Genomic DNA, 24381 nt, shown 5'->3' on the forward strand with positions numbered 1-24381 from the left:
GGACCTCTCGGCGAAGGACTACAGCTCGAAGGTGGCGCGGTGGACCTGGCGGCGGGGCACGCCGGCCGCCCGCAGCGCGCGGACCGCCTGCGCGACCAGGCCGGGCGGCCCGCACAGGTAGACGTCGCGGCGGGCCACGTCGGGCACCAGCTCGCGCAGCCCCTGGGCGCTGAGCACCTGCCGGGGGCCGGGGTCGTCGCGGGAGCCGACGACGTACCAGACGTCGGTGCCGCGTTCCTGGGCGAGCCAGTCCAGCTCCCGCTGGAGCAGCACGTCGTCGGGGGTGCGGGCCCGGTAGATCAGGGCCGCGCCCGGCGGCAGCTCCTCCAGCATGGCCCGCAGCGGGGCGATGCCGCTGCCGCCGGCGATCAGCAGGGCCCGCTCCCGGCGGCGGTGGGCGGCGGTGAAGGTGCCCGCCGGGCCCTGCGCCCACACCCGGGTGCCCTGCGCCAGCTCGCGCAGGTCGGCGGTGTGCGCGCCGACCACCTTGACGGTCAGCCGCAGCCAGCGGCCGTTCGCGGCGGCGGAGACGGAGAACGGGTGCGACTGCCACCAGCAGCCCGGCGCGAGGAACCGCCAGCGCAGGAACTGCCCGCCGAGCAGGTCGAGCCGGTGCAGCCGCCGGCCCGTCAGGTAGATCGACACCGTGTCGCGGCTCTCCGCGACGACGTCGGCCACCCGCAGCCGGTGCCGCAGGTTGAATCGCAGCGGGGCGACCACCCGGCCCCCGATCAGGGCGGCGGCCACCAGCGCGTACGCGGCGATCCAGCCGGTGCGCACCGGCCCGGGCGGAAAGAGCTGCGCGCCGTTGCTGAACTGGTGGCCGAACCCGAGCACGACGGCGAGGTAGCTGGCCAGGTGCAGGTGGTACCACAGCTCGTAGGGCAGCGCCCGGCGCAGCGCGCGGACCCCGGTGAGGCCGAGCAGCACCAGGATGCCGGCCGCGGCGAACGCGCCCACCATGTCCTCGTAGTCGGCCAGCAGCTCGCCGGCCTGGCCGGGCACCGACCGGCCGCCCTCGGCGGCGTAGCCGACCACGATCAGCGACAGGTGGGCCAGCACCGTGACCAGCAGGGTCGCGCCGACGTCCCGGTGCCAGCGGGAGATCCGTTCCGGGCCGGCCGACCGCTCGAACACGCCGAGGCGGGTCGTCATCAGCACCTGCACCAGCAGCAGGTAGCCGGCCACGAGGCCGGTGATCCGGCCGGCGGCGGTCAGCGCGGCGGCGGTGGTGTCCAGGGAGCCGGCGGGGGTGTCCAGCCACCACGGCAGCACGGCGGCGACCAGGCCCGCCCAGAACAGGCCCACCAGCGCCCGCCGGCCGCCGGGCCCGCGCCGGGGCACCGCAGCCGGGGGTACGGGCGCAGCCGACCGGCCGCCGTGCGGGGCGGGGTTGCCCGTACGGCGGCCGGCGGTGTGGGTCTGCGGGTGGGTCACGCGTACAGCTTCATGGGGCTGAACTTCTGCCGGGGGAAGATCTTGTCGACCTCGGCGGTGGTGAGACCGAACCGGCCCTGCGCCACGGAGCCGTACACGTCGAACATGTTGTTGTACTCGGGCACGTCGCCGGAGTCGAGGTCGCTCAGGCCGTTCCACGCGCCCAGCAGCGAGCCGGCGAGCTTGCGGCCGGACAGGACGGTGACCACGCCGCCGTGCCCGTGGTCGGTGCCGCCGCCATTGGAGGCGACCCGGCGGCCGAACTCGCTGGACACCATGACCGTGACGTCGGCGGCGGCGTCGCCGAGGTCGGTGAAGAACGCGGCCAGCGCGGCGGCCAGCTCGCCGAGGCGGCGGTGCAGCTGCCCGCCGGGGCGGGTGCCCTGGTTCTCGTGGGTGTCGTAGCCGCCCATCCCGACGGTGGCGACCCGGACGTTGGCCCCGCCCTTGATGAGCTGGGCGAGCTGCCCGAACGCGTAGCCGACGCCCTCGTACTTCACGCCCTCGGCCGGCTGGTAGGGCTTCGCCGCGAGCTGCTGCGCGGTGGCCAGCGCGCCGAGGCCGTCCTGCACCGCCTCCTGGACGGGGTGGTTGATCCCGGTGAACAGGCCCCGGATCGCCTTCTCGGTGGCCGCCCGGTACTTCTCGTCGCCGTTGAGCCGCAGCGAGCCGACGCTGTTGATGGCCAGCGCGCCGTTGGTGCCGACCAGCGACCGGGGCAGGGTGCTGCCGATGCCCACGCTGCGGAACGCGGTGCCCTTGCCGAGGTTGTCGACGAGGCTGTCCAGCCAGCCCCGGCCGCCCGTCTCGTTGGGCAGCCCGCCGAGGTTGCAGGCGTCGGCGGCCTGGAAGTGGCTGCGGGACAGCCGCTCGTCGGAGACCGCCGGCACGAAGCCGAGCTGCCCGGCCTTGAGCCACTTCTCCAGCGGGGCGAACGCGCTGGTCAGCTTGAAGCCGCGGCCCAGGGCCAGGGAGTCGTCGCCGAGCAGCAGGTCGGGTCGGGCCTTGGCGAGCACCGGGTCGTCGGCCGGGGCGACCAGGCTCAGCCCGTCCAGCCCGCCGTAGAGGAAGACGTGGATCAGGGTGCCGGTCTTCGTCGCCGCGAACGAGGCGGAGGTGGTGACGAACTGGGCGGTGGCCAGGGCGGTCGCGGTGGCGGCGGCCCCGGCGACGAAGGTGCGTCGGGTGACGCCCCGGCCGTCCTGCTGGGCCTCCTCCAGCGCCTCCAGCCGGCGGTAGCGGTCGGCCTCGGCGGCGTTCTCGGCGGCGACGATGTCGGCCTCGGCCCGCAGCAGCGCCTCGGCCGGGTCGTCGGCCAGGCGGCGCACGTCGGGGCATTCGGGGTGCAGGGGGAACGGGTGCACGGTCTTCTCCATCGGGTGCCTCGTCGGCTTCTCCATCGGGTGCCTCACCGCAGGTGGTGCTGGGGGGACGCGAGGATCGCCCGCGCGACGGCGGCGACGGCCCCGTCGAACGTGGCGTCGACCCGGGTGCCCGCCGAGACGCCGGCCACGTCGAGGATCAGCTCCCGTTCCCGGGCGCTGAGCTTCTGGTGCACGAGGCGCTGGGCCAGCGCGTCCACGTACGCCCCGGCGGTGGCCGGCGGCTTCGCGACCAGCTTCTCCGGCGGGGTGTAGGTGAACTGGGTGCGCCGGCCGCCGAGCAGCTCGCCGGCCTCGTTCCAGCCGTTGACCATGGTGCCGGCGGAGGTCCAGGCGACGTAGACGTCGGGGTAGCCGTCCGGGGTGGGCTGGCCCATCGGATACTGGCCCAGCTCGCGCATCTTGTCCTGGACCTGCCGCAGCCCCTGCGCGAACGCGGTGCGCCGGTTGTCGCCCTGCTGGAAGGCCGGCGACGCCTGCGGGGACACGCCGAGGCTGCGGTACGTGGCGACGAGGTACTCCATCGGGCGGCGCACCTTCTGGCCGACCGACGCCCAGAACTCCGAGGAGCTGAACAGCGTCATCAGCATCGGCTTGATCATGCCCTTGTTCGCCGCGTACGTCCTGGCGAGCCGGTCCACGAGGGACTTCGGCGGGGTGTCCGAGACGAACCGGGTGGCGAGGCTCTGCGCCACGTACTTCGCGGTCGACGGGTGCAGCGCGATGTACGCGATGTACGCGTCGATGGCCGCGTCGGCCTTCTTCGGGTCGTCGGAGTCGTTGGCGTGGCTGAAGCCGAGGATCTTCACCTTGCCCAGGTAGTGCCGCTCGGGGCGGAACACGTACTGCCCGTCGTTGACGCCCCGGCCGGTCTGGAGCAGGGCGGCCTGCCGCACGTCCTTCTCGGTGTAGCCGCCGTCGACGCCGACGGAGTACAGCTCCAGGTTCTCCCGGGCCAGGTTCTCGTTGACCGCGTCGGCGCGCGAGTCGTTCTGGTTGAGGTAGAGCAGCAGCGCGGGGTGCCTGTTCGCGGCGACCAGCATCTCCGGGTAGCTGCCCAGCGCGTGCTTGCGCACGACGTCGGTGTCGAAGGACGCCCGGTAGATCTCGCCGCCGTCGAAGTCGGCGGCGACGTGCAGGAAGTCGTTCCAGAAGTCGACCATCACCTCGAAGAGCTGGCGCTCCGACCAGATCTGCCGGGCGATGGTGGCGTCGACCAGCTCGCGTTCCGGCTGCGCGCCCCGCTCGTTGAGCGCGTCGCGCTGGTCGCGCAGCTGCTGCGGGCTGAGCTTGAGGGTGGGCAGTTCGGACAGCTTCAGCTCGGCGGCGCTGGGCGCGATCTTCTCGGGTTCGAGCTGCTGGCGGACCCACGCGTCGATGCCCATCCGCTTGATGTCGGCGAGCAGCTTCGGGGTGGCGCCGAAGGTGGCCCGGCTGGCCAGGTGTCGCACCGGGTCCTTGGCGAGCACCGTCTTGACCGTCACCTCGGTCGCCTCGGCGGCGGCGGCCGGGCCGGAGAAGGTGCGGCCACCGGTGGGCGTGTTCCGCTTCAGCGCCGCGCCGGCCCGGGAGCCCATGTAGCTCTCGTTCTGCTCCGTGTAGGTGCGCACGGTGCTGGGCTGCTGGCCGCCGGGGCGCACGGAGCTGCCGTCGGTGACGGTGGTGCCGGTGGCGTCGCCGATCGGGGCGTCGCCGAGGTCGAGCAGGCCGCGTACCTGCGGGGTCATCGCCAGGGCCGCGCCGCCGGCCACCACGGCGGCGGTGCCGCCGAGCGCGGCGAGGGCGCGGCGGCGGCCCACCCGGCGGCCGGGGTCGCCGTCGTCGTCCAGGTTGGGCAGTCCGGGGCCGTCGGGGCGCGCGGGCCCGCCGAGGCCGTCGGGGCCCACCCAGCGCGGGCCCCGGCGGGCCGCGTCGTGGTCCGCCGCGGCGACCGTCGGGTACGCGGGCTGCGGGCGGCCGGGGTACGGGGCCTGGTGGTACGGGAGCTGGCCCGGCTGGTGGCCGGTGGGTCCGTAGGCGGTGGATGGTCCGTGCTCGCGGTAGGCGTCCGGGCTGGGGTGCTGTCGCCCGTCCCAGGCGCGGTCGTCCCGCGGTCGGCGCGGTGGCACGTTCTGGTCGGCCATGTACCAATCCCGTTTTCGTCAAGCGCCGGAGGCCCAGCCCGGGGGTGGGGCGGGTGCGGCGACTGTTGCCCAAGGAGTTCCCAGGAAGTTAACGACGGGGGGAGACGGCTTCAAGACGCTGCGGAAGGGCCGCGGAGGGCACTTAAGACGGCGCTCAACGCCGACGCCGGGCGATCCGGTCCGGGCCCTGCCGCCGCCGGCGTCCCCAGCAGGGCGGAAGCGAACCCGCCGGCCCTGGCCACGACATTTCGGCCCGACCGGCCGGCCGGCCACGCCGTTGCTTGCCACAGGGAAACTTAAGTCGGGGATAAGCGGGCGCTCAGGTGCCGCGCGGGCCGGCGGCGCACCCGCTCCGCCGAAAGTAGCAGCAGCAGGAGCGCGTGAGCCGCCACCACAGCGGGTATGCCGCCGAACCGCTGAACGCGTGAGGGGAAGGCACCGCCATGCTCAGCAAAGAGGATCAGCGCAGGTTCGAACAGATCACCCGTCAGCTCCGGGAGAGCGACCCGGAGTTCTTCGCCCGCCTGGACCATCGGGCCCGGGCCCGTCGCGGCCGGTACCTGATGCTGTTGACCGTCGTGCTGTGGGCCTCGCTGCCGGCGGCGACCGTCCTGGCCGGCCGACCGGCCGGGGCGATCTTCGCGGCGGTGCTGCTGGCCAACGCCGCCGTCATGTGGCGGTTCCGCCGCCGCTGGTGGTAGCCGCCCCCTCGTCGGCGGCCTCCGGGCGGTCGGCCTCCGGGCGGTCGGCCTCCGGGCGGAACCGGCCGAACTCCCGGTACGCCCGGCCCAGCCGTTCGGTCAGGCCGGGGCCGCCGAGCCCGGCCGCCGGTGCGCCGAGCTGCCGCAGCAGCAGGTCCGGCGCGGCCGCCAGACTCGGCGGCCGGTCCGGCAGCGGCACCGGCGCGACCCAGAACCGGTCGACCGCGTCGGCGAGCGGCGCGGCGGGCAGCGGGGCGAGCGCCCGCGCGGCGCCGACGGCCGGCACGGCCCGACCGTCGCCCGTGGACGGCGCGCCCTGGTCGCCGGGCGTGCGCGCCGCGTCCCGGCCGTCCCCGGTGGACGCCGGCGCGGCGGTCCCGCCGCTGCCGTCGTCCCGCCCCGGGTTGGAGTCGTCCCGTCCTGGGCCGGCGGCGGCGCGCAGGGCCCGCAGCCGGTCCAACAGGTCGGCGCGGCGGCGGCCCCGCCAGTGCAGCAGCTCGAACGGGTCCGCGTCGAACGCCTCCGCGAGCAGGTAGAACGTCGCGGCCAGGTGCTTGCACGGCACCGCGTGGTCGGGGCAGGAGCAGTGCTGGTCCAGCTCGTCGACGCCGGCCGGGAACAGGGGCGCGCCGGTGGCCGCGAACACCTCCTCCAGCTCGGCCGGCAGGTCGCCGGCGAGCAGCCGGGCGCTGAAGAACGCCTGCGCCGCGAGCGCCGCCTCCAGCCGTTCCCACCGCGCCGCCGGGAACGGCTCCACCGCGATCCGCACCTGGTAGGGCCGGGGACGCGAGCCCTGCACCCGGGCGGTCACCACGCCGGGGGCGACGTGGAGGTCGAGCACCTGGCCCGCCCGCGCGTACGACCGGCCCCGGGTGAGCCGGGTGCCCAGCGCGAACGACTCCAGCACCTCCAGGAACCGGCGCGACCACCAGGACCGGCCGATCGCGCCCCGGGTGCTGCGGGCGCGCAGCCCGCCCTCGACGCGGCGGGGCCTGCCGTAGTCGGCGAACGGGCCGGTCACTCGACCACCGCCCCGGACTCCAGGGCGAACAGCTCGCGCAGCCGCTCGGTGGACAGCTCGGTGACCCACTGCTCGCCGGTGCCCACCACGGACGCGGCGAGGCTCCGCTTCTCGGCGATCATCGCGGCGACCTTCTCCTCCACGGTGCCGGCGCAGACGAACTTGCGGACCTGCACCCGCCGCCGCTGGCCGATGCGGAACGCCCGGTCGGTGGCCTGGTCCTCCACCGCCGGGTTCCACCACCGGTCGACGTGCACGACGTGGTTGGCGGCGGTGAGGGTGAGCCCGGTGCCGCCGGCCTTGAGGGAGAGCACGAACAGCGGCGGCCCCGCGTCGGACTGGAACCGGGTCACCATCGCGTCCCGGTCGGCCTTGCCGACCCCGCCGTGCAGGAAGAGCACCTCGCGGCCGAACCGGGCCGACAGGTGCCCGCGCAGCATCCCGCCGAACTCGGCGTACTGGGTGAACAGCAGGGCCTTCTCCCCCGCCGCGAGCACCTCGTCGAGGATCTCCTCCAGCCGGGCCAGCTTGCCGGAGCGGCCGGGCAGGGCGGAGCCGTCGTGCAGGAGCTGGGCGGGATGGTTGCAGACCTGCTTGAGCCGGGTCATCGCCGCCAGCACCAGGCCGCGCCGCTCGATGCCGTCGGTGGACTCGATGCGGGCCAGCATGTCGTCCACCACCGCCCGGTAGAGCGCCGCCTGCTCGGCGGTGAGGTTGCACAGCACCTCCATCTCCAGCTTCTCGGGCAGGTCGGAGATGATGGCGGAGTCGGTCTTGAGCCGACGCAGCACGAACGGGCCGGTCATCCGGCGCAGCCGCTCGGCGGCGTCGGCGTCGCCGTGCCGCTCGATCGGTTCGGCGTACGCCTTGCGGAAGCTGGCGGCCGGGCCGAGCAGGCCGGGGTTGGCGAACTGCATGATGGACCACAGGTCGGCGAGCCGGTTCTCCACCGGCGTGCCGGTGACCGCGATCCGGTGCCGGGCCGGCAGCGCCCGCACGGCCTCCGCCTGCCGGGTCGAGGCGTTCTTGATCGCCTGGGCCTCGTCGACGACGACCCGGTGCCAGTCGATGCCGGCGAGGTCGACCGCGTCGCGGGCGGCCACCGAGTAGGTGGTGAGGACCAGGTCCGCCGCGTGCACGGCCGCGGCGAAGTCGTCGCCCCGCGCCCGCTCGGCACCGTGATGCACGTGTACGCGCAGCTTCGGGGTGAACCGGGCGGCCTCCCGCTGCCAGTTGCCGACCAGCGACATCGGACAGACCAGCAGGGTCGGGCCGGCGTCCGGCGGGTCCCCGGCGAGCAACGCGAGCAGCTGCACCGTCTTGCCCAGCCCCATGTCGTCGGCGAGCACCCCGCCCAGGCCGAGCGACTGGAGGAACGCCAGCCAGGCCAGCCCGCGCCGCTGGTACGGCCGCAGCGTCCCGGCGAAGGTCGGCGGCGGGTCCAGCGGGACGAGGCGGCGCTCGGCCTGCCCGGCGAGCAGGTCGCCCAGCGCGCCGTCGGCGACGACCTCCAGCACCGGCAGCGTGTCGGCGGAGTCGGCCTCGGCCAGCCCGAGCCGCAGCAGGTCGGCCACCGACAGCTCGCCCGCCGAACGCAGCAGCCGCAGCCCGGCGGCCAGCCGTCCCGGGTCCAGCTCGACCCAGCGCCCGCGCAGCCGCACCAGCGGGGTCTTCAGCTCCGCCAGCGCGGCCAGCTCCTCGGCGGAGATCGGCTCGTCGCCGAGGGACACCTCCCACCGGTAGTCGACCAGGGCGTCCAGCCCGAACCCGCCGTCGGCGGCGGCGACCGTGCCGGGGGCGGTACGGCTGCGCGCCTGCAGCCGCGCGCCCAGCCGCGCCGACGGCCGCCGCCACCAGCCGGGCAGCAGCACCCCGAACCCGGCGGCGTGCAGCACCGGCGCGCCCTCGCGCAGGAACCGGTGCGCGCCCTCGACGTCCAGTTCCAGCGCCTCCGGCGTCGCCGTACGCAGGGCGGTGTCCAGCTCGGGCCAGAGCCGGCTGGCCCGGCCCAGCTCCGCGAGCAGGGTCTCCTGTGGCGAGTCGAGCCGGCCGGCGAGGCCGGGCGGGGTGCGCGGGGACCGCCAGACGTCCCCGGCGTCCACGACCAGTCCCGGCTCGTCGGCGGCCTGGAGCCCGAACTCCACCCGCCAGCGCCCGGCGTCGGAGCCGGTCTCCGCGCCGCCGCCCGGACCACCGGCGTCGTCGCCGGCGGTGGCAGCGGTGGTGACGACGGGGGTGGCGGTGACAGCGGTCGGGTCCAGCGCGGCGGCCAGGGCGTCGGCGACCGGGTCGACGGCCGGCTCCACCAGGCGGAAGCTGGCCCGGACCGCGCCGCCGGCCGCGTCCCGCTGCCAGTCGTCCAGCTCGGCGGCGAGCGCGTCGAGGGCGGCCCGCTCGGCGGTGAACCCGCCGTCCGGCGCGGTGAGCGCCGCCAGCCAGGCCGGCACCGCGCCGCTCCGGCGGCCGCCCTGGGTCAGCACGGTCCGGGTCAGCGCCGCCCGCGCGGCGGCGTCGGTGAGCGCGTCGAGGGCGTCGGCGACCAGTTCCCCGGCCGGCACGTCGGCGGCAGCGGCCCGCCCGGCCGGGGGCAGGGCCAGGGCGAGCGACCGGGCCCAGGCGGCGTCGGCGCCGGTGAGCAGGGGCCGCCACACCGCCCGAGCCCCCGCCGCGCCGGCGCGACCGGGGCGGGCGGCGCGCGCCGCGGCGGGAGCACCGGCGAGTGGGCGGAAGGCGGTCGGTCGGGGCTCGGATGCTCCGGCCACGCCGGGCAGGACCCGGCCCCGGCGGACCAGGTCGACGGCGAACCCGGCCAGCTCCGCGAGGTGCCGCAGCGTCGCGCCGGGCACCCCGGCCCGGTCACCGGCAGCGCGCAGCAGCGCGAGCGCGTCCGCCGGGGCGTACCGGAGGGCGGGAGCGCGCCAGCCGGCGAGGGTGACCGGCCCCCGGACCGGTTCGGCGACGGCCGGGCGGACCAGTTCCGGGGAGTCGGCCGGCGAGCCGGCCCGGGTGGGCAGGCGCAGCAGCACCGACCCGGTCTCGGCGGGAGCCGGGGCCTGGGGTCCCGTGCCCTGTGGCGGTGTGCTCGGCGACCCCGGGCGCTGCGGCCCGGCGCTCGCCGGGCGGGCCGAGGGGGTGCCGGTCTGCGGCCCGGCGCTCGCCAGGGCGGCGGCGAGGGCCGCGTGGTCGGCGGCGAACGGGTGGGGGCGCTCGCGGGGGGCCCGGCCCGGCCGGCGGGGCGCCTGCGGGGGCAGGGCGCTGTCCTCCGCCCAGACGACGAGCCCCGCGCCGGGCAGCCACGCCCCGTGGACGACCAGCACCGCTCCCCCTCCGCCGACGACCCCCGAGGATAGCCGGGCCCGACGGGGCCACCGGGGCACCGGGCCGGGGTGAACACCTGCCACCGGCCGTTCACCCGGGCCGCCGGTGGTCAGATCGCGCCGGTGGAGCCGTCGGTCAGCTCGCGCAGGATGTCGGCGTGCCCGGCGTGCCGGGCCGTCTCCTCGATCATGTGCGTCAGGATCCAGCGCAGGGAGACCTCGCCGAGCTGCGGCTGCGGCACCATGTGGTCGAGGTCGAAGCGCGCCGCGACCTCCCGGGACCGGGCGCACGCCCGCTCGTAGCCGGCCACCAGGGACTCGATGGTGTCGGACCCGTCGAGGGTGAAGCTGTCCGCCGCATCCGCCTCGCCGGTGACGTGGACGTCGCCCGGCCCGGGGGCGAGCAGGGCCGGGAACCAGTTCCGCTCCACCAGCGTCAGGTGCTTCACCAGGCCGGCGAGGGTGGTGCGGGAGGGCACCAGCCGGCGACGGGCGTCGGCGTCGGAGAGCCCGGCCACCTTGCGCAGCACGATGCCCCGGTGGAAGTCGAGGAAGGATTCGAGCACCGCGCGCTCGTCGCCGGTGCGCGCCAACACGGGGCCGAGGGTCGGATCGATCTTGATCTCCGCCATCCCCGCACCCTACGTGTCCGATTCTGGTCGCGCTGCCCCGCGCGGCGGGCCCCGCTCAGCGTGGATCTTGGAAGAAACTGGCCCCCGGAGGGGCCCGGAATCACCAAGATCTCCGGGTGACGGCGCTGCGGCCGGGGCAGGATGGGCCCATGGCAGCAACGGTAGAGATCCCCCTGGCCGGCGGCAGCGCCGACGGGCAGACGGTCCGGGTGGAGCTGGACAGCAACGGCCGGCCGCCGCTGACCCACCACCACCTCGGCGGGCACGGGCTGGCCGAGGCCGAGATCTACGAGTTGGAGTCGACCGTCGGCGGGGACCCGGGGTGGCTCTACCGGTGGCGGGGGCCGGCCGTCTGACCCGCCGGCCACCCCTGCGACGACGTCGCGGCGGGCCGGCCCGGCCAGCCGCACCGTCAGGTCACGCGACTCGGGTCAGGCCGCCCCGGCGCGGGTCAGGGTCCGCGAGCGCAGGCTCTCCAGCACCGCGCCCGTGACCTGGGAGGTGCCCCGGGCCTGCTCGCAGACCTCCGCCACCCGGCGGGCGGTCTCCGCGGCGCGCGCCTGCCGCTCGTCCCACAGGCGGTCGACCTCGGCCAGCAGCGGCCCCTCGACCTCGCGTTCCACGCCGCGTAGCGCGGGCACGCCGAGCCGCTGGGCGAGGTCGAAGACCTTCCCGGCGTACGGCAGGGGCAGGAACGGGGTGCCGACCATCGCCGAGAAGATCAGGAAGTGCAGTCGCATGCCGACGGCGAGGTCGAAGTGCCGCATCAGCCCCAGCACCTGCCGGGGCGAGTAGTCGCCGTGCAGGATGCGGCCCCGGTCGGCGGCCGTCATGTGCGACATCACGCCGTGCGAGTGCCGGATGTCGTCGCGTTCCATCGGCACGAAGAGCACGTGGGCGTCGATCCGGTGGATGAGGAAGTCGGCGATCTGGGCGATCAGCCGGTGGTAGCCGTCGACGTCGAGCCGCTCGGCGGCCCGGCCCGGCTCCCGCACGCTGAGCCCCACCAGCCGCTTGCCGTTCGGCACGCCCTCCTCGCGCAGCAGGTGCGCGGGGAAGTCCTCCGGCTCCAGCAGGAACGCGGGGTCGGCGGTCACCGTGATCGGGTTGAGCAGCCCGGCCTCCTCCAGCACCATCCGGGACTCCTGGTCCCGCACGGTGACCTCGGTGGCGCCGGCCAGGGTCTCCCGCACCATGCCGGTGTCCACCCCGTCGCTGAGCGGCCCCACCCCGACCGCGTACGTGAGCAGGGGCAGCCCCCGTTCCTGGGCGACCCGCACGACCCGCAGGTAGCGGCGCGCCTCCCGGTCGTAGAGGATGCCGCCGCCGCCGAGGATCAGCAGGTCCAGCTCGGCCAGCACCTCGGCCGAGTCGACCCGGCTGACCCCCTCCCACGGCACCGCCTCGACGTCCGGGTGGGCCCGGGCGGTGTGTGCCGGATTGCGGGAGAAGACGATGATCCGCGCGTCGGGCTCGTGCGAGCGCAGGTCGGCCAGCAGGCCGCTCAGGATCGCCTCGTCGCCGAGGTTGCGACCGCCGTACGAGCCCAGCACGCCGATCGTCGGTGCGGTGCGGTCCCTCATTGGCCTCGCTCCTCCCCGCAGGATGCGCGTTCCGGGTGGGTTTCCCGCTGTTCGCGGGGGCACACGTCCCGGGTCGGGGCGGCGGGGGCGGTCAGCCCGGCGGCGGCAGCGGCTTGACCATCTGCTGGGCGGCGACCCGGAAGCCGAGGCTGTCGTAGAGCTGGATCGCCACGGTGTTGTGCCCGAACACGTTCAGCCCGAGCCGGTCGACGCCGAGCCGGGCGAGTTCGGCCTCGGCGAGCCGGATCATCCGCCGCGCGTGCCCTCGCCCCCGGTGCGCGGGCTGCACCTCGATGTTGTGGATCCAGGCCATCGTCGGCCGGTCGGCGTCGGGCAGGGTGAGCCAGATCCAGCCGACCTCCTCGCCGTCGACCAGGGCCACCCGCAGCAGGACGCCCGGGCTGGCCACCCCGGCGGGCAGCAGCCGGCCGATCTGGGCCAGCGACTCGGCCCGGGCCGCCTCCGGCGACAGGCCCCGGGCCTCGGCGAGGTTCTCGGCGTACGACTGTTCGAGCCCGACCCGCAGGCGGGCGAGCTGGTCGTCGGTCATCGGGGCGAGGGTGAGCGACACGCGACTCCTTCGGGTTCCTCGGGACGGCCGGGGGCGCGCCGCCCGCCGCGCCCGGGCGGGCCGCCGTCAGTCGCCGGCGGCCCCGGCTCGCGGGGCGGCGCCGCCGACGAGGCGGGACACCAGGGCGGAGACCACCTCGTCGACGTCGAAGCCGGCGTCGATCGACGTGGTGAGCAGGTCGAGCAGCAACCCGTCCACCGCATAGTGGAGCAGGGCGATCTCGAACGCGCCACCCGGTAATCCGGCGGCGGCGTGGAACGCGACGTCGTCGGCGTACCCCCGGCGGAGCACCTCGGCCAGGCCCCGGCCCAGCTCGGGGTGGCGGGCCGCCTCCAGCCGCAGCTCGATCAGCGCCCGGGTGACGTACGGCTCGCGGGTGGTGCGCTCGACGATGTAGCGGACGTAGTCGGTGGTGAGGTCGACCGAGGGCTCGCGGGCGGCGAGCCGGGCGAGGACGGCCTCGTCGGGGGCGTACCGCTCGAAGACCCGCTCGCCGAGCGCGCCGAGCAGCGCGTCGCGGGTGGGGAAGTAGTTGGAGGCGGTGCCGGTGGGCACGCCCGCCTCGGCGTCGACGGCGCGGTGGGTGAGGCCCCGCGCTCCGGCGGCGGCGAGCACGCGCAGCCCGGCGTCGGCGAGCAGGGCGCGTCGTTGCGGGTTCCGGGCCATGCCGGACACCCTAGCAACAACCACGACAGGTGTAGTACTTTCCAACCACGACAAAAGTAGTGGTTGATGGGAGTCCCCTTGCGCAAGCTCGTGTACTACGTGGCCAGCACCCTCGACGGCTTCATCGCGGCCCCCGACGGGTCCTACGACTTCCTCCCCCTGGAGCCGGACGTGGCCGCCCACCTCACCGCCGGATGGCCGCAGACCTTCCCCACGTTCAGCCACCCGCAGCTCGGCATCGACCGGCCCACCGGCCGCTTCGACGCGGTGCTGATGGGGCGTGCCACCTACGATCCGGCGCTGCGCGTCGGCATCACCAGCCCGTACGCCCACCTGCGGCAGTACGTCTTCTCCCGGTCGCTGCCCCCGTCGGCCGGCACCGGGCCGGAGGTCGTCGCCGGCGACCCGGTGGCCTTCGTCCGCGAGCTGAAGGGGCGACCCGGGGGCGACATCTGGCTCTGCGGCGGCGGGGACCTCGCCGGGCAACTCCTGCCCGAAGTGGACGAGCTCGTCGTCAAGCTGCACCCGATCGTGGCCGGCAGCGGCATCCCGCTGGCCGCCCGGGGCTTCGCGGCGCACCGGTTCACGCTGACCGGCACGCGGTCGTTCGACAGCGGCCTGGTCCTCCTGCACTACGCCGCCGAGCCGGCCCCGTCGTCGGCGGCAGCCGGCGCGGCGGACCCGGCGGCATCGGAGCGGGCGGGCGTCACTGCGGAGGGCGCACCGGGGCGGTGAGGAACGGCAGCACGGCGGCGGGCAGCGCGGGCGAGTCGAGCATCTCGTAGTGGGTCAGGCCCGGCAGGACGGCCAGCCGCGACGCGGGGCGACCGCTGCCGTCCCAGCCGGCGTCCCGGTGGCCGCCGCCGAGCAGCCCGAAGAACTCCGCCACGTGGCCGGTCGGGACCGAGTCGGCGTCGGCGAAGACCAGCAGGGTCGGCTTCGCCAGGGCGGCGACCTGCGCCGACCAGTCGTAGCCGCGGCGCAGCAGCTCCCCCGTCTTCGCCCACAGCGCCGGCCAGTCCTGCGGGCGGGGGGCGACCCGGGCGTACAGCTCGTGCGGCGGGGTGCCCCGCATCCGCTCCCCCGTCGCCGCGTCCTGGGCCGCCATCGCGGCCAGCACCTCCGGATACCATCCCCCGCTGCGGCACGGCGCGGAGACCACCACGAGGCGGCGCACCAGCGCGGGATGCTGGATCGCCATGCGCAGCGCCACCCCGCCGCCCAGCGAGTAGCCCAGCACGTCGGCCTCGCCGAGGCCCAGGTGGCGGATCAGCGCGGTGACGTCGTCGGCCATCGTCTCGAACCGCAAAGGACGGTCCACGTCGGCGGTGCGGCCGTGCCCCTGGAGGTCCACCGTCACCACCCGCCGCCGGCCGGCGAACGCCGGCAGGATCGGGCCGAACGACTCCGCCGTGCCGTAACCCCCGTGCAGCAGCACCAGCGGGCGGCCCGAGCCGCGCACCTCGTGCCACAGCCGCAGGCCGTTGACCTCCGCGTAGCTCACCCCGGCCACCTCCGGCTCCGTCCGCCCCTCCCGCTCCCGGTCCGACCCCGGCGGTACGCCGGCCGGCCCGGAAAACTTCTCCGCGGTTTTCTGTTGGCGTCCCGGCCCCTCGTGTCTCCCACCGGTGTCAACGCGCCAACCCTCGGCCGGTCACCCGCCGCGCCGAGCTTTCCCGACAAGGGGTCAGACACATGCGAGAAGGATCGAACCGGAGCCGCTGGACGCGTCGCACGGCCGCCGTGGGCGGGGCGACGCTGAGCGCGCTCGTGCTCGGCCAGTTGGCCCTCACCGGGCCCGTGGCGGCGGTGCCCGGCCTGAGCCTCAAGACGACCACCGGCCCGAGCAACTCCGTCGCGAAGTCGCAGGCCGCCACCTGCCCGGCGGGCACCACCGTCATCGGGGGCGGCGGCGCGGTCACCGGCTCCGGCCTCGGGCAGGTCGGCATGGACATCATGCGTCCGCTGGTCGGCGGCGGCGCGTTCTCGGTGACCGGCCGCGAGGACGGCAACGGCGTCGCCGGCGACTGGTCGGTCACCGCCAGCGCGGTGTGCGCCCCGGCCCCCAGCGGCCTGGTCACCGTCTCCGGCAGCTCCGCGCCCAGCCTCGGCACGAGCAACTGGTTCGAGAAGTCCTGCCCCGCCGGCAAGCACGCCATCGGGGTCGGCGGCGCGGTCGTCGGGGCGTCGAACAGCGAGGTGATCCTGGAGGACCTGCGCATCCAGCAGAGCAGCGTCGTGGTCGCCGGCGCCGAGGACGACACCGGCTTCGCCGGCACCTGGTGGCTCGACGCCACCGCCATCTGCGCCGACCCGCTCCCCGGCGAGCAGCGCGTCGTCGACGACAGCGCCTACAGTTCCGCCTCCGTCCAGTCGGTGGTGGCCACCTGCCCGGCCGGCACGCGCGTGCACGGGGTGGGCGGCGAGATCGTCGGCGGCGAGGGCCAGGTGCGCCTGACCGAGATGCGGGCCACCTCCTCGACCACGGTGACCGTCCGGGCCATGGAGGACGAGAACGGGTTCAGCAGCAACTGGAAGGTGCGCGCGTACGCGGTCTGCGCGAACTGACCCGCCCGCGGCGGGCCGCCGGTCACCCCCGGCGGCCCGCGCCGTCGTGGCGGCGGGCAGGTAAACCGCTTGCCGTACGCCGTGGGCGCGGCACGATGACGGGTGGACCCGCCGTCCGACGGCGTCGTGACTTCGTCCACCAACCGGGGAGCAGCACAACATGACGGACAAGACGTACCAGGTCATCGTGCGCGGCAGGTTCGCGCCGCTCGACGCCGGGCAGCGGGCCGCGCTGCTCGCCCGGGCCGACGAGCACGACGTGTTCGCGGCGCGGTTCACCGAGGAGGGCACGGTGACCTACGAGCGTGCCCTCCTCGGGTTCACCTTCCGCTGCGTCGTCCGGGCCACGGCCGACGACGCCGAGGACGTGGTGACCGGCCGGGCGGAGGCCCTCGCCGCAGCCGCCGTCCGCGGGCTGGGCGCGGGCCATCGCGACCTCACGTCGGTGGCGACGGACCTCGACAGCATCAAGGTCCGCCAGCGGGGCCGCTGACCGCGACGACGGTCGTCACGACCCGGCCCGCTCCGAGGCGACCGGGGCGGTGAAGAACTCGGCGAGCGCGTCGACCAGGTGGCGCGGGGCGCGGTTGAGCGCGTCGTGACCCGCGCGCGGCACCACCAGGGTGCGGGCGTGCGGCAGGGCCCCCGCCAGGGCCTCGTTGGTCGGCCGGTAGTAGGGCGGCCCGGCCCCGCCGCAGGCCAGCAGCACCTCGGCGTCGACGCCGGCCCACTGCTCCGGCGGGCCGTCGTGGCGGAAGATCAGCGTGGTCTCGTCGAGGGTGGTGGGCAGCAGCTCGGCCATGGTGCGCCCGATGGGCGTGCGGATGAACAGCCGGCACATGGTGACCTGGAGGCCCAGCGGCAGGCGCGACGTGGCCGACTGGGTGTTGAGGCCGGCGCCGGTGAGGGCCATCGCGCGGGCGAGGTCGCCGGCCCGCGCGGCGTCCCGCGCGGCCGGCAGCCACGCGGCCGGGAAGAGGCCGTCGACCTGCACCGCCGCGTCGTAGAGGGCGAGCCGGGCGATCGGCAGCCGCCGCGCGGCGGCGCGCAGGGCGATGAAGCCGCCGCCGCTGTGGCCGATGACGTTGCGGGCCCCGGTGTGGGTCAGTAGCGCCGCGAGGTCGTCGATGTCCTGCTCGCCGTCGTAGGGCTCGGCGCGGGCGGCCGCGTCGGCCCGGCCCCGGCGGTTGTAGAGGTGCACGGTGAAGCGGTCGGCCAGCCGGGCGGCCAGCCGTCGGTAGATCTCGATGGTGACACCGCCGCCGTGCACGACGACGATGCCCGGCCCGACGCCGGTGGAGTGGAGCACGATCTCGGCCCCGTCGGCTGCGGGCACCCGTTGCACGGTCCAACTCTGTTCCACGTCACCCTCCCCTAAACCGCGAACGTCGTTCGCAGTTTAGAGTGTAGCGGTGACCTCATCCGCCGAACCAGTGCGGCCGTCGATCTGGTCCCGCCCGGCCCGGGGCACCCGGGGCCCGGCGCCGACGCACACCCGGGACGAGATCGTGGCCGCGGCGATCGCGATGGCGGACACCGACGGCCTCGGCGCGGTCTCGATGCGGGCCGTCGCCACCGCGCTCGACACCGGCGCGGGATCGCTCTACCGCTACCTGACCTCCCGCGACGACCTGCTCGACCTGATGGCCGACCGGGCGGCGGGCGAGCTGCGCCCCTACCCGGAGGCCACCGGCGACTGGCTGGACGCGATGCTGCGCATCGCCCGCCGGCAACTGGAGCTGTACCGCAGGCACCGGTGGCTGGTGGAGATCCTGCCCCGGCCGACCGCCCTCGGCCCGGAGAGCCTGGCCTTCTTCGATCACTGCCTGGCCGTCCTGCGGCCGGTGCCGGCCGCGACCACCACCAAGTTCGAGGCGATCGCCATGACGACCGGCGTGGTGTCGCTGTTCGCCCGCAGCGAAGCCGCCGGCCCGCCGGCCCGCCTCGACGGGATCGACCCGGCGGCGTTCCCCCACCTGGCCGCCGCCCTCGCCGCGCCGCAGGCGCCGCCGGCACAGCGCGACCTGTTCGAGGCGACCGTGCGCGGCGTCCTGCGCGGACTGCTCGGCGACGCCGGGGAGGCTGAGGGGCGGCCCAGCAGCTGAGCCGAGGCGCGGCGGGCCGGCCGGCGGCCCGCCGCCGGCCGGCCTCGGCTCGCGCCGTTCAGCCCTGCTGCCGCCATCTTGCCGCACCATCGATAAGGCCCTATGGTTACCGGAAAGCGCTTTCCGTAACAGAGTGTTCATGATTGAAGGGCGGATCAGATGAGACGCAAAGTCGCTACCCGATGGCTGGCCGGCGGTGCCACTGCGGTCGCAGGTGCCGTCGCCGCGCTGGCGCTGCAGATCCCGCACGCCTCGGCCGCCACGAACCTGAGCATCGGCGCCGGCGCCGACGGCTCCAGCAAGGCCAGCGGCACCAGCTACGGCAACGTCATCGACGGCAACACCAGCACATTCTGGTCGCCGAGCGGCTCGACCGGCACGATCTCGGTCAAGTGGGGCGGCGCCACCACGGTGTCCTCGGCCGTCATCGTGCAGGCCTCGGGCGGCGGCGCGATCAGCGGCTGGCAGCTCACGAACCACGACACGGGCGCCGTCCTGGCCAGCGGCAGCAGCGCCCCGGGCACCGTCAACTTCTCCGCGACGTCGCTGAAGAAGATCTCCTTCGTCATCACCAGCGCGTCCGGCGCCCCGCGGATCGCCGAGTTCGAGACGTACGCCAGCGGCGGATCGACCCCGACCACCAGCCCCACCACCAGCCCCACCAGCGGTCCGACGTCCGGCCCGACCAGCAACCCCGGCACGCCGACCGGCGCGTGGCCGTCGTCGGCCGGCTCGGTGAGCATCTCGGGCACGGTCAACGTCTCCGGCACCTTCGACGGCGGGATGAAGACCTACTGCTGCATCGGTGACGGTGGGCAGGGCGAGTCGCAGGACCCGATGTTCAAGATCGCCAACGGCGGCACGTTGCAGAACGTCATCCTCGGTTCGCCCGCCGGCGACGGCGTGCACTGCGAGGGCACCTGCACGCTGCGCAACGTGTGGTGGAACGACATCGGCGAGGACGCCGCCACCTTCAAGCAGACCAACGGCGGCACCTCCTACGTCATCGGCGGCGGCGCGCGCAGCGGCAGCGACAAGACCTTCCAGCACAACGGCAACGGCACGGTCAACATCTCCGGCTTCTACCTCAAGGGGTCCGGCAAGCTGTACCGCGGCTGCGGCAACTGCACCACCTCGTACACCCGCCACGTGCGCATCGACAACGTCCTCGTCGACGACATCGACATGCTCGCCGGCATCAACAGCAACTGGAACGACACCGCGACGATCACCCGCGTGGTCGTCATCGGCTCGGCCACCATCTGCGGCAAGTACAAGGGCGTGCCCAAGGGCAGCGAACCCAGCTACCTCGGTGAGGGCTGGAACGACGCCAACTGCAAGGTCAACAGGAGTGACGTCACCTTCCGGTAGTCACTGCCGGCGGCCGGGTTCTCGATCTTCGGAAGCGTTCCCGCGCCGGTGGTGATGGGTGGGCGCGGCAGGTTTCGAACCTGCGACCCCTCGCTTGTAAGGCGAGTGCTCTCCCACTGAGCTACGCGCCCCGAACGCCCGCGCGGCGGGCCGGAGTCCGGCAAGCTTACCCTGCCGGTTCCGGCCCGCCGCGTCGGTGTGCCCGTGGTGGGATCAGGCGGCGACGGCGTCCGCCAGCGCCTTGCGCCAGCCCTGCTGGTCGCGCGCCTCGCCCGGCATGTTCATCTCGGCGAACCGGACGACGCCGGCCTTGTCGATCACGAACGTGCCGCGGTTGGCGATGCCGGCGACGTCGTTGAAGACGCCGTACGCCTGGGCGATCGCGCCGTGCGGCCAGAAGTCGGCCAGCAGCGGGAACTGGTAGCCCTCCTTCTCGGCCCAGATCTTGTGGGCGTAGACCGAGTCCACGCTCACGGTGAGCACCTGGACGTCGTCGTTGACGTACTCGTTGAGGTTGTCCCGCACCTCGCACAGCTCGCCCTGGCAGATGCCGGTGAAGGCGAGCGGGTAGAAGACCAGCAGCACGGTGCGCTTGCCGCGGAAGTCCGACAGCCGGACCTCCTGGTTGTTCTGGTCCTTGAGCACGAAGTCCGGCGCCTCGGCGCCAACCTCGATCGGCATGCGAGCTCCTTGGGTCGATTCTGGAGGTGGCATCAGCCTGCCACACCCGAGGGCCGGGGCCACGGAGTGTGGCCGGCCCCACGGCCGGGGCAGGTTCGGCTACTTCTTGCCCTTGGCCCCCCGGCGCAGCACGAGGCGGGCGCCGCTCCAGTCCCGGCCGGCGTTGACCGTGGACGTCTGTTGCAGGCCGGCGGTGGGCGCGGACTCCGCGATCTCGCTCGGCTCGACGTGGCCCTCCCGCCCGGCCTTGGGGGTCAGCAGCCACACGACGCCGTTGTCGGCCAGCGGGCCGAGGGCGTCGACGAGCAGCTCGAAGAGGTCACCGTCGCCGTCTCGGTACCAGACCAGCACCGCGTCGACCACCTCGTCGGTGTCCTCGTCGACCAGCTCTCCACAGCGGTCGGTCAGGGCGTCCCGGAGATCCTGGTCGACGTCCTCGTCGTACCCCATCTCCATGACGACCATCCCCGGCTCGATACCGAACCGGTCCGCCAGGCTGCGTACCCCGTCGGCGGCCTGACCAGCGGTCGCGCTCACTGTCGCGTGCCTCCTCATCTCGTCCCTGCTCGCGGCGTCGCGGCGACGCCGTCAGGCAAAGTCCACACACTTGCAGCCCCCCGCGCAAGTGGCGCACCGGGTGGAACGGAATTTACCGTGCCAGCAGCGTACGGGCACCCTGGGTGATGGCATCCTCGGTGACCAGCACGGCACGCATTGCCGGACCTAATGGTACAAACGAGTCGATTGCGGCCACCCGGCGCGCCGCACCGACATATCCGCCGTCGACCAGCGCCGCGAGCACCCCCTCGCCGACCCCGCCGGAGCGGCGCGTCTCGTCCACGACCAGCACCCGGCCGGTCACCGACGCCTCCCGGACGAGGTCGGCGACCGGCAGCGGGGCGAGCCAGCGCAGGTCGACGACGCGGCTGCCGACCCCCTCGTCGGCGAGGGTGGCGGCGGCGCGCAGCGACATCGGCACCCCGTTACCGAAAGTGACGATCGTGACGTCCTCGGCGGAGCCGACGCCGTACACCCGGGCCCGGCCGACCGGCGCGTGGCCGGCGGCCCACCCACCCGGCCCGGCGTAGTCGGCCAACCACTCGCCGTCACCTTCGGCGTAGAGGTCGCGGGTGTGGTAGAGCGCGATCGGCTCCACCAGCACGCAGACGCTGCCGTCGACCGCCGCGCTCGCCAGGCAGGTACGCACCATCGCGGCGGCGTCGTCCGCCCGCGCCGGCACCGCGACCACCAGCCCCGGCACGTCCCGCAGCACGGCCAGGGAGTTGTCGTTGTGGAAGTGCCCGCCGAAGCCCTCCTGGTACGCCAGCCCCGGCACCCGCACCACCATCGGGTTGCGGAACGCCCCCGAGGAGAAGAACCGCATGGTCGCCGCCTCGCCGCGCAACTGGTCCTCGGCGTTGTGCAGGTACGCCAGGTACTGGATCTCCGGGACCGGCAGCAGCCCGGCCAGCCCCGCGCCCAGCCCGAGCCCGAGGATCGACGTCTCGTCGAGCAGCGTGTCGAAGACCCGGGCCGCGCCGTAGCGGTCCCGCAGCCCCTTCGTCACCCCGTACACCCCGCCCCTGGCTGCGACGTCCTCGCCGAAGACGACCATGCCGGGGTGGTCGAGCATGCCGTCGGCGAGGGCGGCGTTGATGCTCTGCGCCAGGGTGAGCGGGCCGGCCGCCTCGGGCAGCCGGCCGCCGAACGTGTCCGCGCGGACCGCCGCGCCGGGTCCGCCGGCCCGGACCGCCGCGTCGGCGACCGCGCGGGCCACCCGGGCCGGACGGCGGGGCGCGAGCTCCGCGACCACCTCGGCCGCGGAGGCGAGCTTCGGTTCGCCGAGCACCTCCTCCGCGATCCGGCGCACCTGCCAGCCGCGCTCGTCGTAGCGGGCCAGCAGCTCGTCGGTCGTGGCGACGCCCGCCGCCACCAGCAGCCGGGCGGTGGCCAGCACCGGGTCCCGGTCCAGGTCCGCGGCGATCTCGCCGGCGCTGCGGTACGCCGTCTCGGCGTCCGCGCCGGCGTGCCCCATCAGCCGTACGGTGCTCAGGTGCAGCACCGCCGGCCGCCGGTGCCGGCGCACCCAGCCGGCCGCCTCCACCGCCGCCGCGTACGTCTGCACCGGATCGGTGCCGTCGGCGGAGAAGTAGCGGATGCCCGGCTTGGACCGCAGGGTCGCCTCCACCCAGCCCTTCGGGGACCGGACGCTGATGCCGAGGCCGTTGTCCTCGCACACGAACAGCACCGGGATGCGCAGGCCGGTGTGGTCGTACCAGCCGGCGGTGTTGAACGCGGCGGTGGCGCTGGCGTGGTTGACCGAGGCGTCGCCGAACGAGCAGACCACGATGGCGTCCGGCGGCCACGGCGAGCGGGGCGGCTGCCCGACGTCGCCGAGCGGGTCGGCCCCGGCCCGCCGCCCGGCCGGGTCGCGGCGGCGCAGCCGTTCCAGGGCCAGCCCCGCGCCGACCGCCCGGGGCAGGTGCGAGGCGATGGTGGAGGTGGTCGGGACGATCGCGAGGTCGGCCCGGCCGAAGACCTTGTGCCGGCCCCCGGCGATCGGCTCCCGCGCCGAGGCGACCATCCCGCGCAGCACGTCCCGGGCCGCCCCGGCGTACGCGTCCTCCCGGACGGTCGCGTCGTCGCCGGCGGACGCGTCGTCGCCGGCGGACGCGTCCTGCCCGACGGCCGCGTCGTCCCCGTCGGCCGGGTGGTCGCGGCCCGGTGCCGGGCCGCCGGCCGCACCGGCCCGGGCCTCCGCCACCGCCCCGGCCTCCGCCACCGCCCCGGCCTCCGCCACCGCCTCGGGCTCGGCCCCGGGCGACGTGGTCCCGGTGCCGGACGGCGCTCCCTGCGCCCCGGGCGGCGGGGCCCCGGCATCGGACGGCGCTCCCTGCGCCCCGGGCGGCGGGGCCCCGAGCTCGGGCGTCCCGACCACGGGCCCCATGGCCCCGGGCATCCCGGCCCCGGGCTCCGACGGCGTGGGCTCCGCCCCGGACGCCGGTGCGGCGGCCTCCTCCTCCGGCACCGGGAAGGCGACCTCCCCGGCGGCCTGGGCGGCGCGCAGGCAGTAGAACGCGCCCGAACGGTAGTGCAGCAGGGCCGGATCGCCGGGACGCAGCGCGGCGGCCACCGCGGCGTTGCCCTCGTGGCCGGCGGAGCCGATCGTGTAGAAGCCCTCGCCGAAGCTGCGCAGCCACCGCCCGGCGAGGTCCAACTGCCGGCTGGTGACCTGGGCGTCGAAGAGGTCCAGCAACTGCGCCCCGGTCAGCGGCGCGTCGTCGTGGACCGGCTCGGCCGGATCACGTCGCCGGGGCGCGGCGGCGAGCCCGGCGAGGGCCTCCCGGAACCGGTCATCGAGATCTTGCGGGGTGGTCACGTCCGACAGCATTACCGACGCGGCGGCCGGTCGCCCACTCAGACACGGTCCGCCCGGGACCGGTCACCGCCGCCACCGGCCCCGGCGGCGCGTCAGCGCACGGCATGCTCCTCGGGGCAGCCGCCGTCGGCGACCTTCCACACCAGCTCGCGCAGGGTGGCCAGCTCGGCGTCGGTGAGCCCGTCGAGCAGTCGGGAGTCCGACATCACCCGCTGGACGCGGTCGCGCACCCGCCGGCCGTCCCCGGTGACCACGAGGGTCTTCTGCCGCCGGTCGGTCGGGTCGGCCCGGCGCTCCACGAGGCCCGCCTGCTCCAGCTTGTCGACCAGGGCGGTGACGTTGGAGCGGTCGCAGCGCAGCCGCTCGGCCAGGTCGCGGGCCGGCAGCGGGCGGTCCGGGTCCAGCACGTGCAGCGCCCGGGCGACGGCCGGCGTGAGGCCCAGCCCGGCAACCCCGGCGTCCTGCCGGTGCCGGAGGGCCGAGGCGACGTGCAAAATCCGGCGCACGGCGTCCCCGGCCAGGTCGGCGCGGGCATCCGCGTGCGGCGTCGCCTCGGTGGGGATGCGCTGCGCCATGGCGCAATCGTACGCCGCCCCAACTGTTGACCACCTCCACCACTTTGGGGGAAGGAAGGGCCCCTTGTTAACGCCTACGGTAGAGAAGGGTTCCCTTCTCACCCCCGCTTTCGCGGCAGCCGCCGCGCCGCCCGGCCCGCGCCCGCCCGGCCCGCCCGGCCCGCCCGGCCCGCGCGGGCATGCCCGCCTGGCGGGTGTTAACAGGGGTCCCTTGTTCGACAAAAGGCGATAACAAGGGGCCCTTCCTTTCACCTGGCGGCCATCGGCGG

21 protein-coding genes, 1 tRNA gene and 2 pseudogenes are annotated in these 24381 nt (G+C 75.2%); 7 read left to right on the forward strand and 17 right to left on the reverse strand.

Annotated elements, in window-relative coordinates; genetic code table 11:
- Positions 1–18: 18 nt before the first annotated feature.
- From O7628_RS04160 to O7628_RS04170, 3 genes are read right to left on the reverse strand one after another with little or no spacing between them, the layout of a single operon-like run.
- Positions 19–1437 (reverse strand): ferric reductase-like transmembrane domain-containing protein, encoded by a 1419-nt coding sequence (locus O7628_RS04160; protein WP_278128459.1) that lies wholly within the window; start codon positions 1435–1437, stop codon positions 19–21.
- Complete coding sequence (locus O7628_RS04165; RefSeq protein ID WP_278128460.1) at positions 1434–2813, reverse strand: DUF1501 domain-containing protein; 1380 nt, start codon at positions 2811–2813, stop codon at positions 1434–1436. The genes O7628_RS04160 and O7628_RS04165 overlap by 4 nt, the downstream gene beginning before the upstream one ends.
- A 32-nt stretch (positions 2814–2845) precedes the next feature.
- Positions 2846–4942 carry a DUF1800 domain-containing protein gene (locus tag O7628_RS04170; RefSeq protein ID WP_278128462.1) on the reverse strand — a complete coding sequence of 699 codons (2097 nt, stop codon included), beginning with the start codon at positions 4940–4942 and terminating at the stop codon, positions 2846–2848.
- 443 nt (positions 4943–5385) lie between these two features.
- Here O7628_RS04170 and O7628_RS04175 point away from each other — a divergent pair, with 443 nt between their 5' ends.
- On the forward strand, positions 5386–5643 hold the full coding sequence (locus O7628_RS04175) for a DUF3040 domain-containing protein (RefSeq protein WP_043967006.1): 258 nt from the start codon (positions 5386–5388) through the stop codon (positions 5641–5643).
- Here the strand turns inward: O7628_RS04175 and O7628_RS04180 are convergent.
- The 3 genes from O7628_RS04180 to O7628_RS04190 form a co-directional block, all read right to left on the reverse strand.
- Positions 5612–6664, reverse strand: a complete 1053-nt coding sequence (locus O7628_RS04180; RefSeq protein ID WP_278128464.1) for an SWIM zinc finger family protein — start codon at positions 6662–6664, stop codon at positions 5612–5614. The two genes, O7628_RS04175 and O7628_RS04180, sit on opposite strands and share 32 nt — an antisense overlap.
- The gene (locus O7628_RS04185) at positions 6661–9981 is read right to left on the reverse strand and encodes an SNF2-related protein (protein ID WP_278128466.1); all 3321 of its coding nucleotides are present in this window, start codon (positions 9979–9981) and stop codon (positions 6661–6663) included. Before O7628_RS04185 ends, O7628_RS04180 begins: the two co-directional genes overlap by 4 nt.
- 110 nt (positions 9982–10091) lie before the next feature.
- The gene (locus tag O7628_RS04190) at positions 10092–10613 is read right to left on the reverse strand and encodes a DinB family protein (protein ID WP_278128468.1); all 522 of its coding nucleotides are present in this window, start codon (positions 10611–10613) and stop codon (positions 10092–10094) included.
- A gap of 149 nt (positions 10614–10762) precedes the next feature.
- Between O7628_RS04190 and O7628_RS04195 the strand changes: the two genes are divergently transcribed.
- Entirely contained in the window at positions 10763–10969 is a 207-nt protein-coding gene (locus O7628_RS04195) for a hypothetical protein (RefSeq protein ID WP_074474715.1), read from the forward strand.
- Between the two features lie 75 nt (positions 10970–11044).
- Here the strand turns inward: O7628_RS04195 and O7628_RS04200 are convergent, their stop codons facing one another.
- From O7628_RS04200 to O7628_RS04210, 3 genes are all read right to left on the reverse strand, one after another.
- Entirely contained in the window at positions 11045–12196 is a 1152-nt protein-coding gene (locus O7628_RS04200; RefSeq protein WP_278128469.1) for a polysaccharide pyruvyl transferase family protein, read from the reverse strand.
- 91 nt (positions 12197–12287) lie between these two features.
- Complete coding sequence (locus O7628_RS04205) at positions 12288–12767, reverse strand: GNAT family N-acetyltransferase (RefSeq protein WP_278128471.1); 480 nt, start codon at positions 12765–12767, stop codon at positions 12288–12290.
- A 66-nt stretch (positions 12768–12833) separates the two neighbouring features.
- Positions 12834–13433: a TetR/AcrR family transcriptional regulator gene (locus tag O7628_RS04210; protein ID WP_278128473.1), complete on the reverse strand. Its 600-nt coding sequence runs from the start codon at positions 13431–13433 to the stop codon at positions 12834–12836.
- 66 nt (positions 13434–13499) lie between these two features.
- Between O7628_RS04210 and O7628_RS04215 the strand changes: the two genes are divergently transcribed.
- Complete coding sequence (locus tag O7628_RS04215; RefSeq protein WP_278128475.1) at positions 13500–14168, forward strand: dihydrofolate reductase family protein; 669 nt, start codon at positions 13500–13502, stop codon at positions 14166–14168.
- On the opposite strand, the gene O7628_RS04220 is transcribed toward O7628_RS04215, so the two are convergent.
- On the reverse strand, positions 14140–14937 hold the full coding sequence (locus O7628_RS04220) for an alpha/beta hydrolase (RefSeq protein WP_278128477.1): 798 nt from the start codon (positions 14935–14937) through the stop codon (positions 14140–14142). The two genes, O7628_RS04215 and O7628_RS04220, sit on opposite strands and share 29 nt — an antisense overlap.
- Before the next feature lie 191 nt (positions 14938–15128).
- Here O7628_RS04220 and O7628_RS04225 point away from each other — a divergent pair, with 191 nt between their 5' ends.
- Together O7628_RS04225 and O7628_RS04230 are read left to right on the forward strand one after the other, a co-directional pair.
- Positions 15129–16001: a hypothetical protein gene (locus O7628_RS04225; RefSeq protein ID WP_278128478.1), complete on the forward strand. Its 873-nt coding sequence runs from the start codon at positions 15129–15131 to the stop codon at positions 15999–16001.
- Positions 16002–16161: 160 nt separating this feature from the next.
- Positions 16162–16494 (forward strand): DUF6204 family protein, encoded by a 333-nt coding sequence (locus O7628_RS04230; protein ID WP_278128479.1) that lies wholly within the window; start codon positions 16162–16164, stop codon positions 16492–16494.
- Between the two features lie 15 nt (positions 16495–16509).
- Here O7628_RS04230 and O7628_RS04235 read toward each other — a convergent pair whose 3' ends face one another.
- The gene (locus O7628_RS04235; RefSeq protein ID WP_278128481.1) at positions 16510–17364 is read right to left on the reverse strand and encodes an alpha/beta hydrolase; all 855 of its coding nucleotides are present in this window, start codon (positions 17362–17364) and stop codon (positions 16510–16512) included.
- 49 nt (positions 17365–17413) lie between these two features.
- Between O7628_RS04235 and O7628_RS04240 the strand changes: the two genes are divergently transcribed.
- On the forward strand, positions 17414–18106 hold the full coding sequence (locus O7628_RS04240; protein WP_278128483.1) for a TetR/AcrR family transcriptional regulator: 693 nt from the start codon (positions 17414–17416) through the stop codon (positions 18104–18106).
- Positions 18107–18265: 159 nt separating this feature from the next.
- Complete coding sequence (locus tag O7628_RS04245) at positions 18266–19477, forward strand: pectate lyase (protein ID WP_278128485.1); 1212 nt, start codon at positions 18266–18268, stop codon at positions 19475–19477.
- A 59-nt stretch (positions 19478–19536) separates the two neighbouring features.
- On the opposite strand, the gene O7628_RS04250 is transcribed toward O7628_RS04245, so the two are convergent.
- The 6 genes and pseudogenes from O7628_RS04250 to O7628_RS04270 all read right to left on the reverse strand — a co-directional run bounded on the left by O7628_RS04250 (position 19537) and on the right by O7628_RS04270 (position 24112).
- Positions 19537–19608 (reverse strand) — tRNA-Val (locus tag O7628_RS04250).
- Between the two features lie 82 nt (positions 19609–19690).
- On the reverse strand, positions 19691–20158 hold the full coding sequence (locus O7628_RS04255) for a peroxiredoxin (protein ID WP_278128486.1): 468 nt from the start codon (positions 20156–20158) through the stop codon (positions 19691–19693).
- 99 nt (positions 20159–20257) lie between these two features.
- Positions 20258–20695: a DUF3052 domain-containing protein gene (locus O7628_RS04260; RefSeq protein WP_074474706.1), complete on the reverse strand. Its 438-nt coding sequence runs from the start codon at positions 20693–20695 to the stop codon at positions 20258–20260.
- 112 nt (positions 20696–20807) lie between these two features.
- Positions 20808–22775, reverse strand: a pseudogene (locus tag O7628_RS04265) (thiamine pyrophosphate-dependent enzyme); the annotation flags it as partial.
- A 435-nt stretch (positions 22776–23210) separates the two neighbouring features.
- A pseudogene (locus O7628_RS32645) lies at positions 23211–23549 on the reverse strand (transketolase); the annotation flags it as partial.
- An 80-nt stretch (positions 23550–23629) separates the two neighbouring features.
- Positions 23630–24112, reverse strand: coding sequence for a MarR family transcriptional regulator (locus tag O7628_RS04270; protein ID WP_278128490.1), 483 nt, complete (start codon positions 24110–24112; stop codon positions 23630–23632).
- Positions 24113–24381: the final 269 nt, after the last annotated feature.

It is taken from the genome of Micromonospora sp. WMMD956, assembly GCF_029626125.1.
Classification (GTDB): Bacteria; Actinomycetota; Actinomycetes; order Mycobacteriales; family Micromonosporaceae; genus Micromonospora; species Micromonospora carbonacea.

Excerpts from the sequence above, each read along its gene's own strand:
- O7628_RS04230 (WP_278128479.1), top strand. The coding sequence starts at position 16,162 with ATGACGGACAAGACGTACCAGGTCATCGTGCGCGGCAGGTTCGCGCCG.
- O7628_RS04165 (WP_278128460.1), bottom strand. The coding sequence starts at position 2,813 with ATGGAGAAGACCGTGCACCCGTTCCCCCTGCACCCCGAATGCCCCGAC.
- O7628_RS04225 (WP_278128478.1), top strand. The coding sequence starts at position 15,129 with ATGCGAGAAGGATCGAACCGGAGCCGCTGGACGCGTCGCACGGCCGCC.
- O7628_RS04200 (WP_278128469.1), bottom strand. The coding sequence starts at position 12,196 with ATGAGGGACCGCACCGCACCGACGATCGGCGTGCTGGGCTCGTACGGC.
- O7628_RS04170 (WP_278128462.1), bottom strand. The coding sequence starts at position 4,942 with ATGGCCGACCAGAACGTGCCACCGCGCCGACCGCGGGACGACCGCGCC.
- O7628_RS04190 (WP_278128468.1), bottom strand. The coding sequence starts at position 10,613 with ATGGCGGAGATCAAGATCGATCCGACCCTCGGCCCCGTGTTGGCGCGC.
- O7628_RS04210 (WP_278128473.1), bottom strand. The coding sequence starts at position 13,433 with ATGGCCCGGAACCCGCAACGACGCGCCCTGCTCGCCGACGCCGGGCTG.
- O7628_RS04175 (WP_043967006.1), top strand. The coding sequence starts at position 5,386 with ATGCTCAGCAAAGAGGATCAGCGCAGGTTCGAACAGATCACCCGTCAG.
- O7628_RS04245 (WP_278128485.1), top strand. The coding sequence starts at position 18,266 with ATGAGACGCAAAGTCGCTACCCGATGGCTGGCCGGCGGTGCCACTGCG.
- O7628_RS04195 (WP_074474715.1), top strand. The coding sequence starts at position 10,763 with ATGGCAGCAACGGTAGAGATCCCCCTGGCCGGCGGCAGCGCCGACGGG.
- O7628_RS04215 (WP_278128475.1), top strand. The coding sequence starts at position 13,500 with ATGGGAGTCCCCTTGCGCAAGCTCGTGTACTACGTGGCCAGCACCCTC.
- O7628_RS04270 (WP_278128490.1), bottom strand. The coding sequence starts at position 24,112 with ATGGCGCAGCGCATCCCCACCGAGGCGACGCCGCACGCGGATGCCCGC.
- O7628_RS04255 (WP_278128486.1), bottom strand. The coding sequence starts at position 20,158 with ATGCCGATCGAGGTTGGCGCCGAGGCGCCGGACTTCGTGCTCAAGGAC.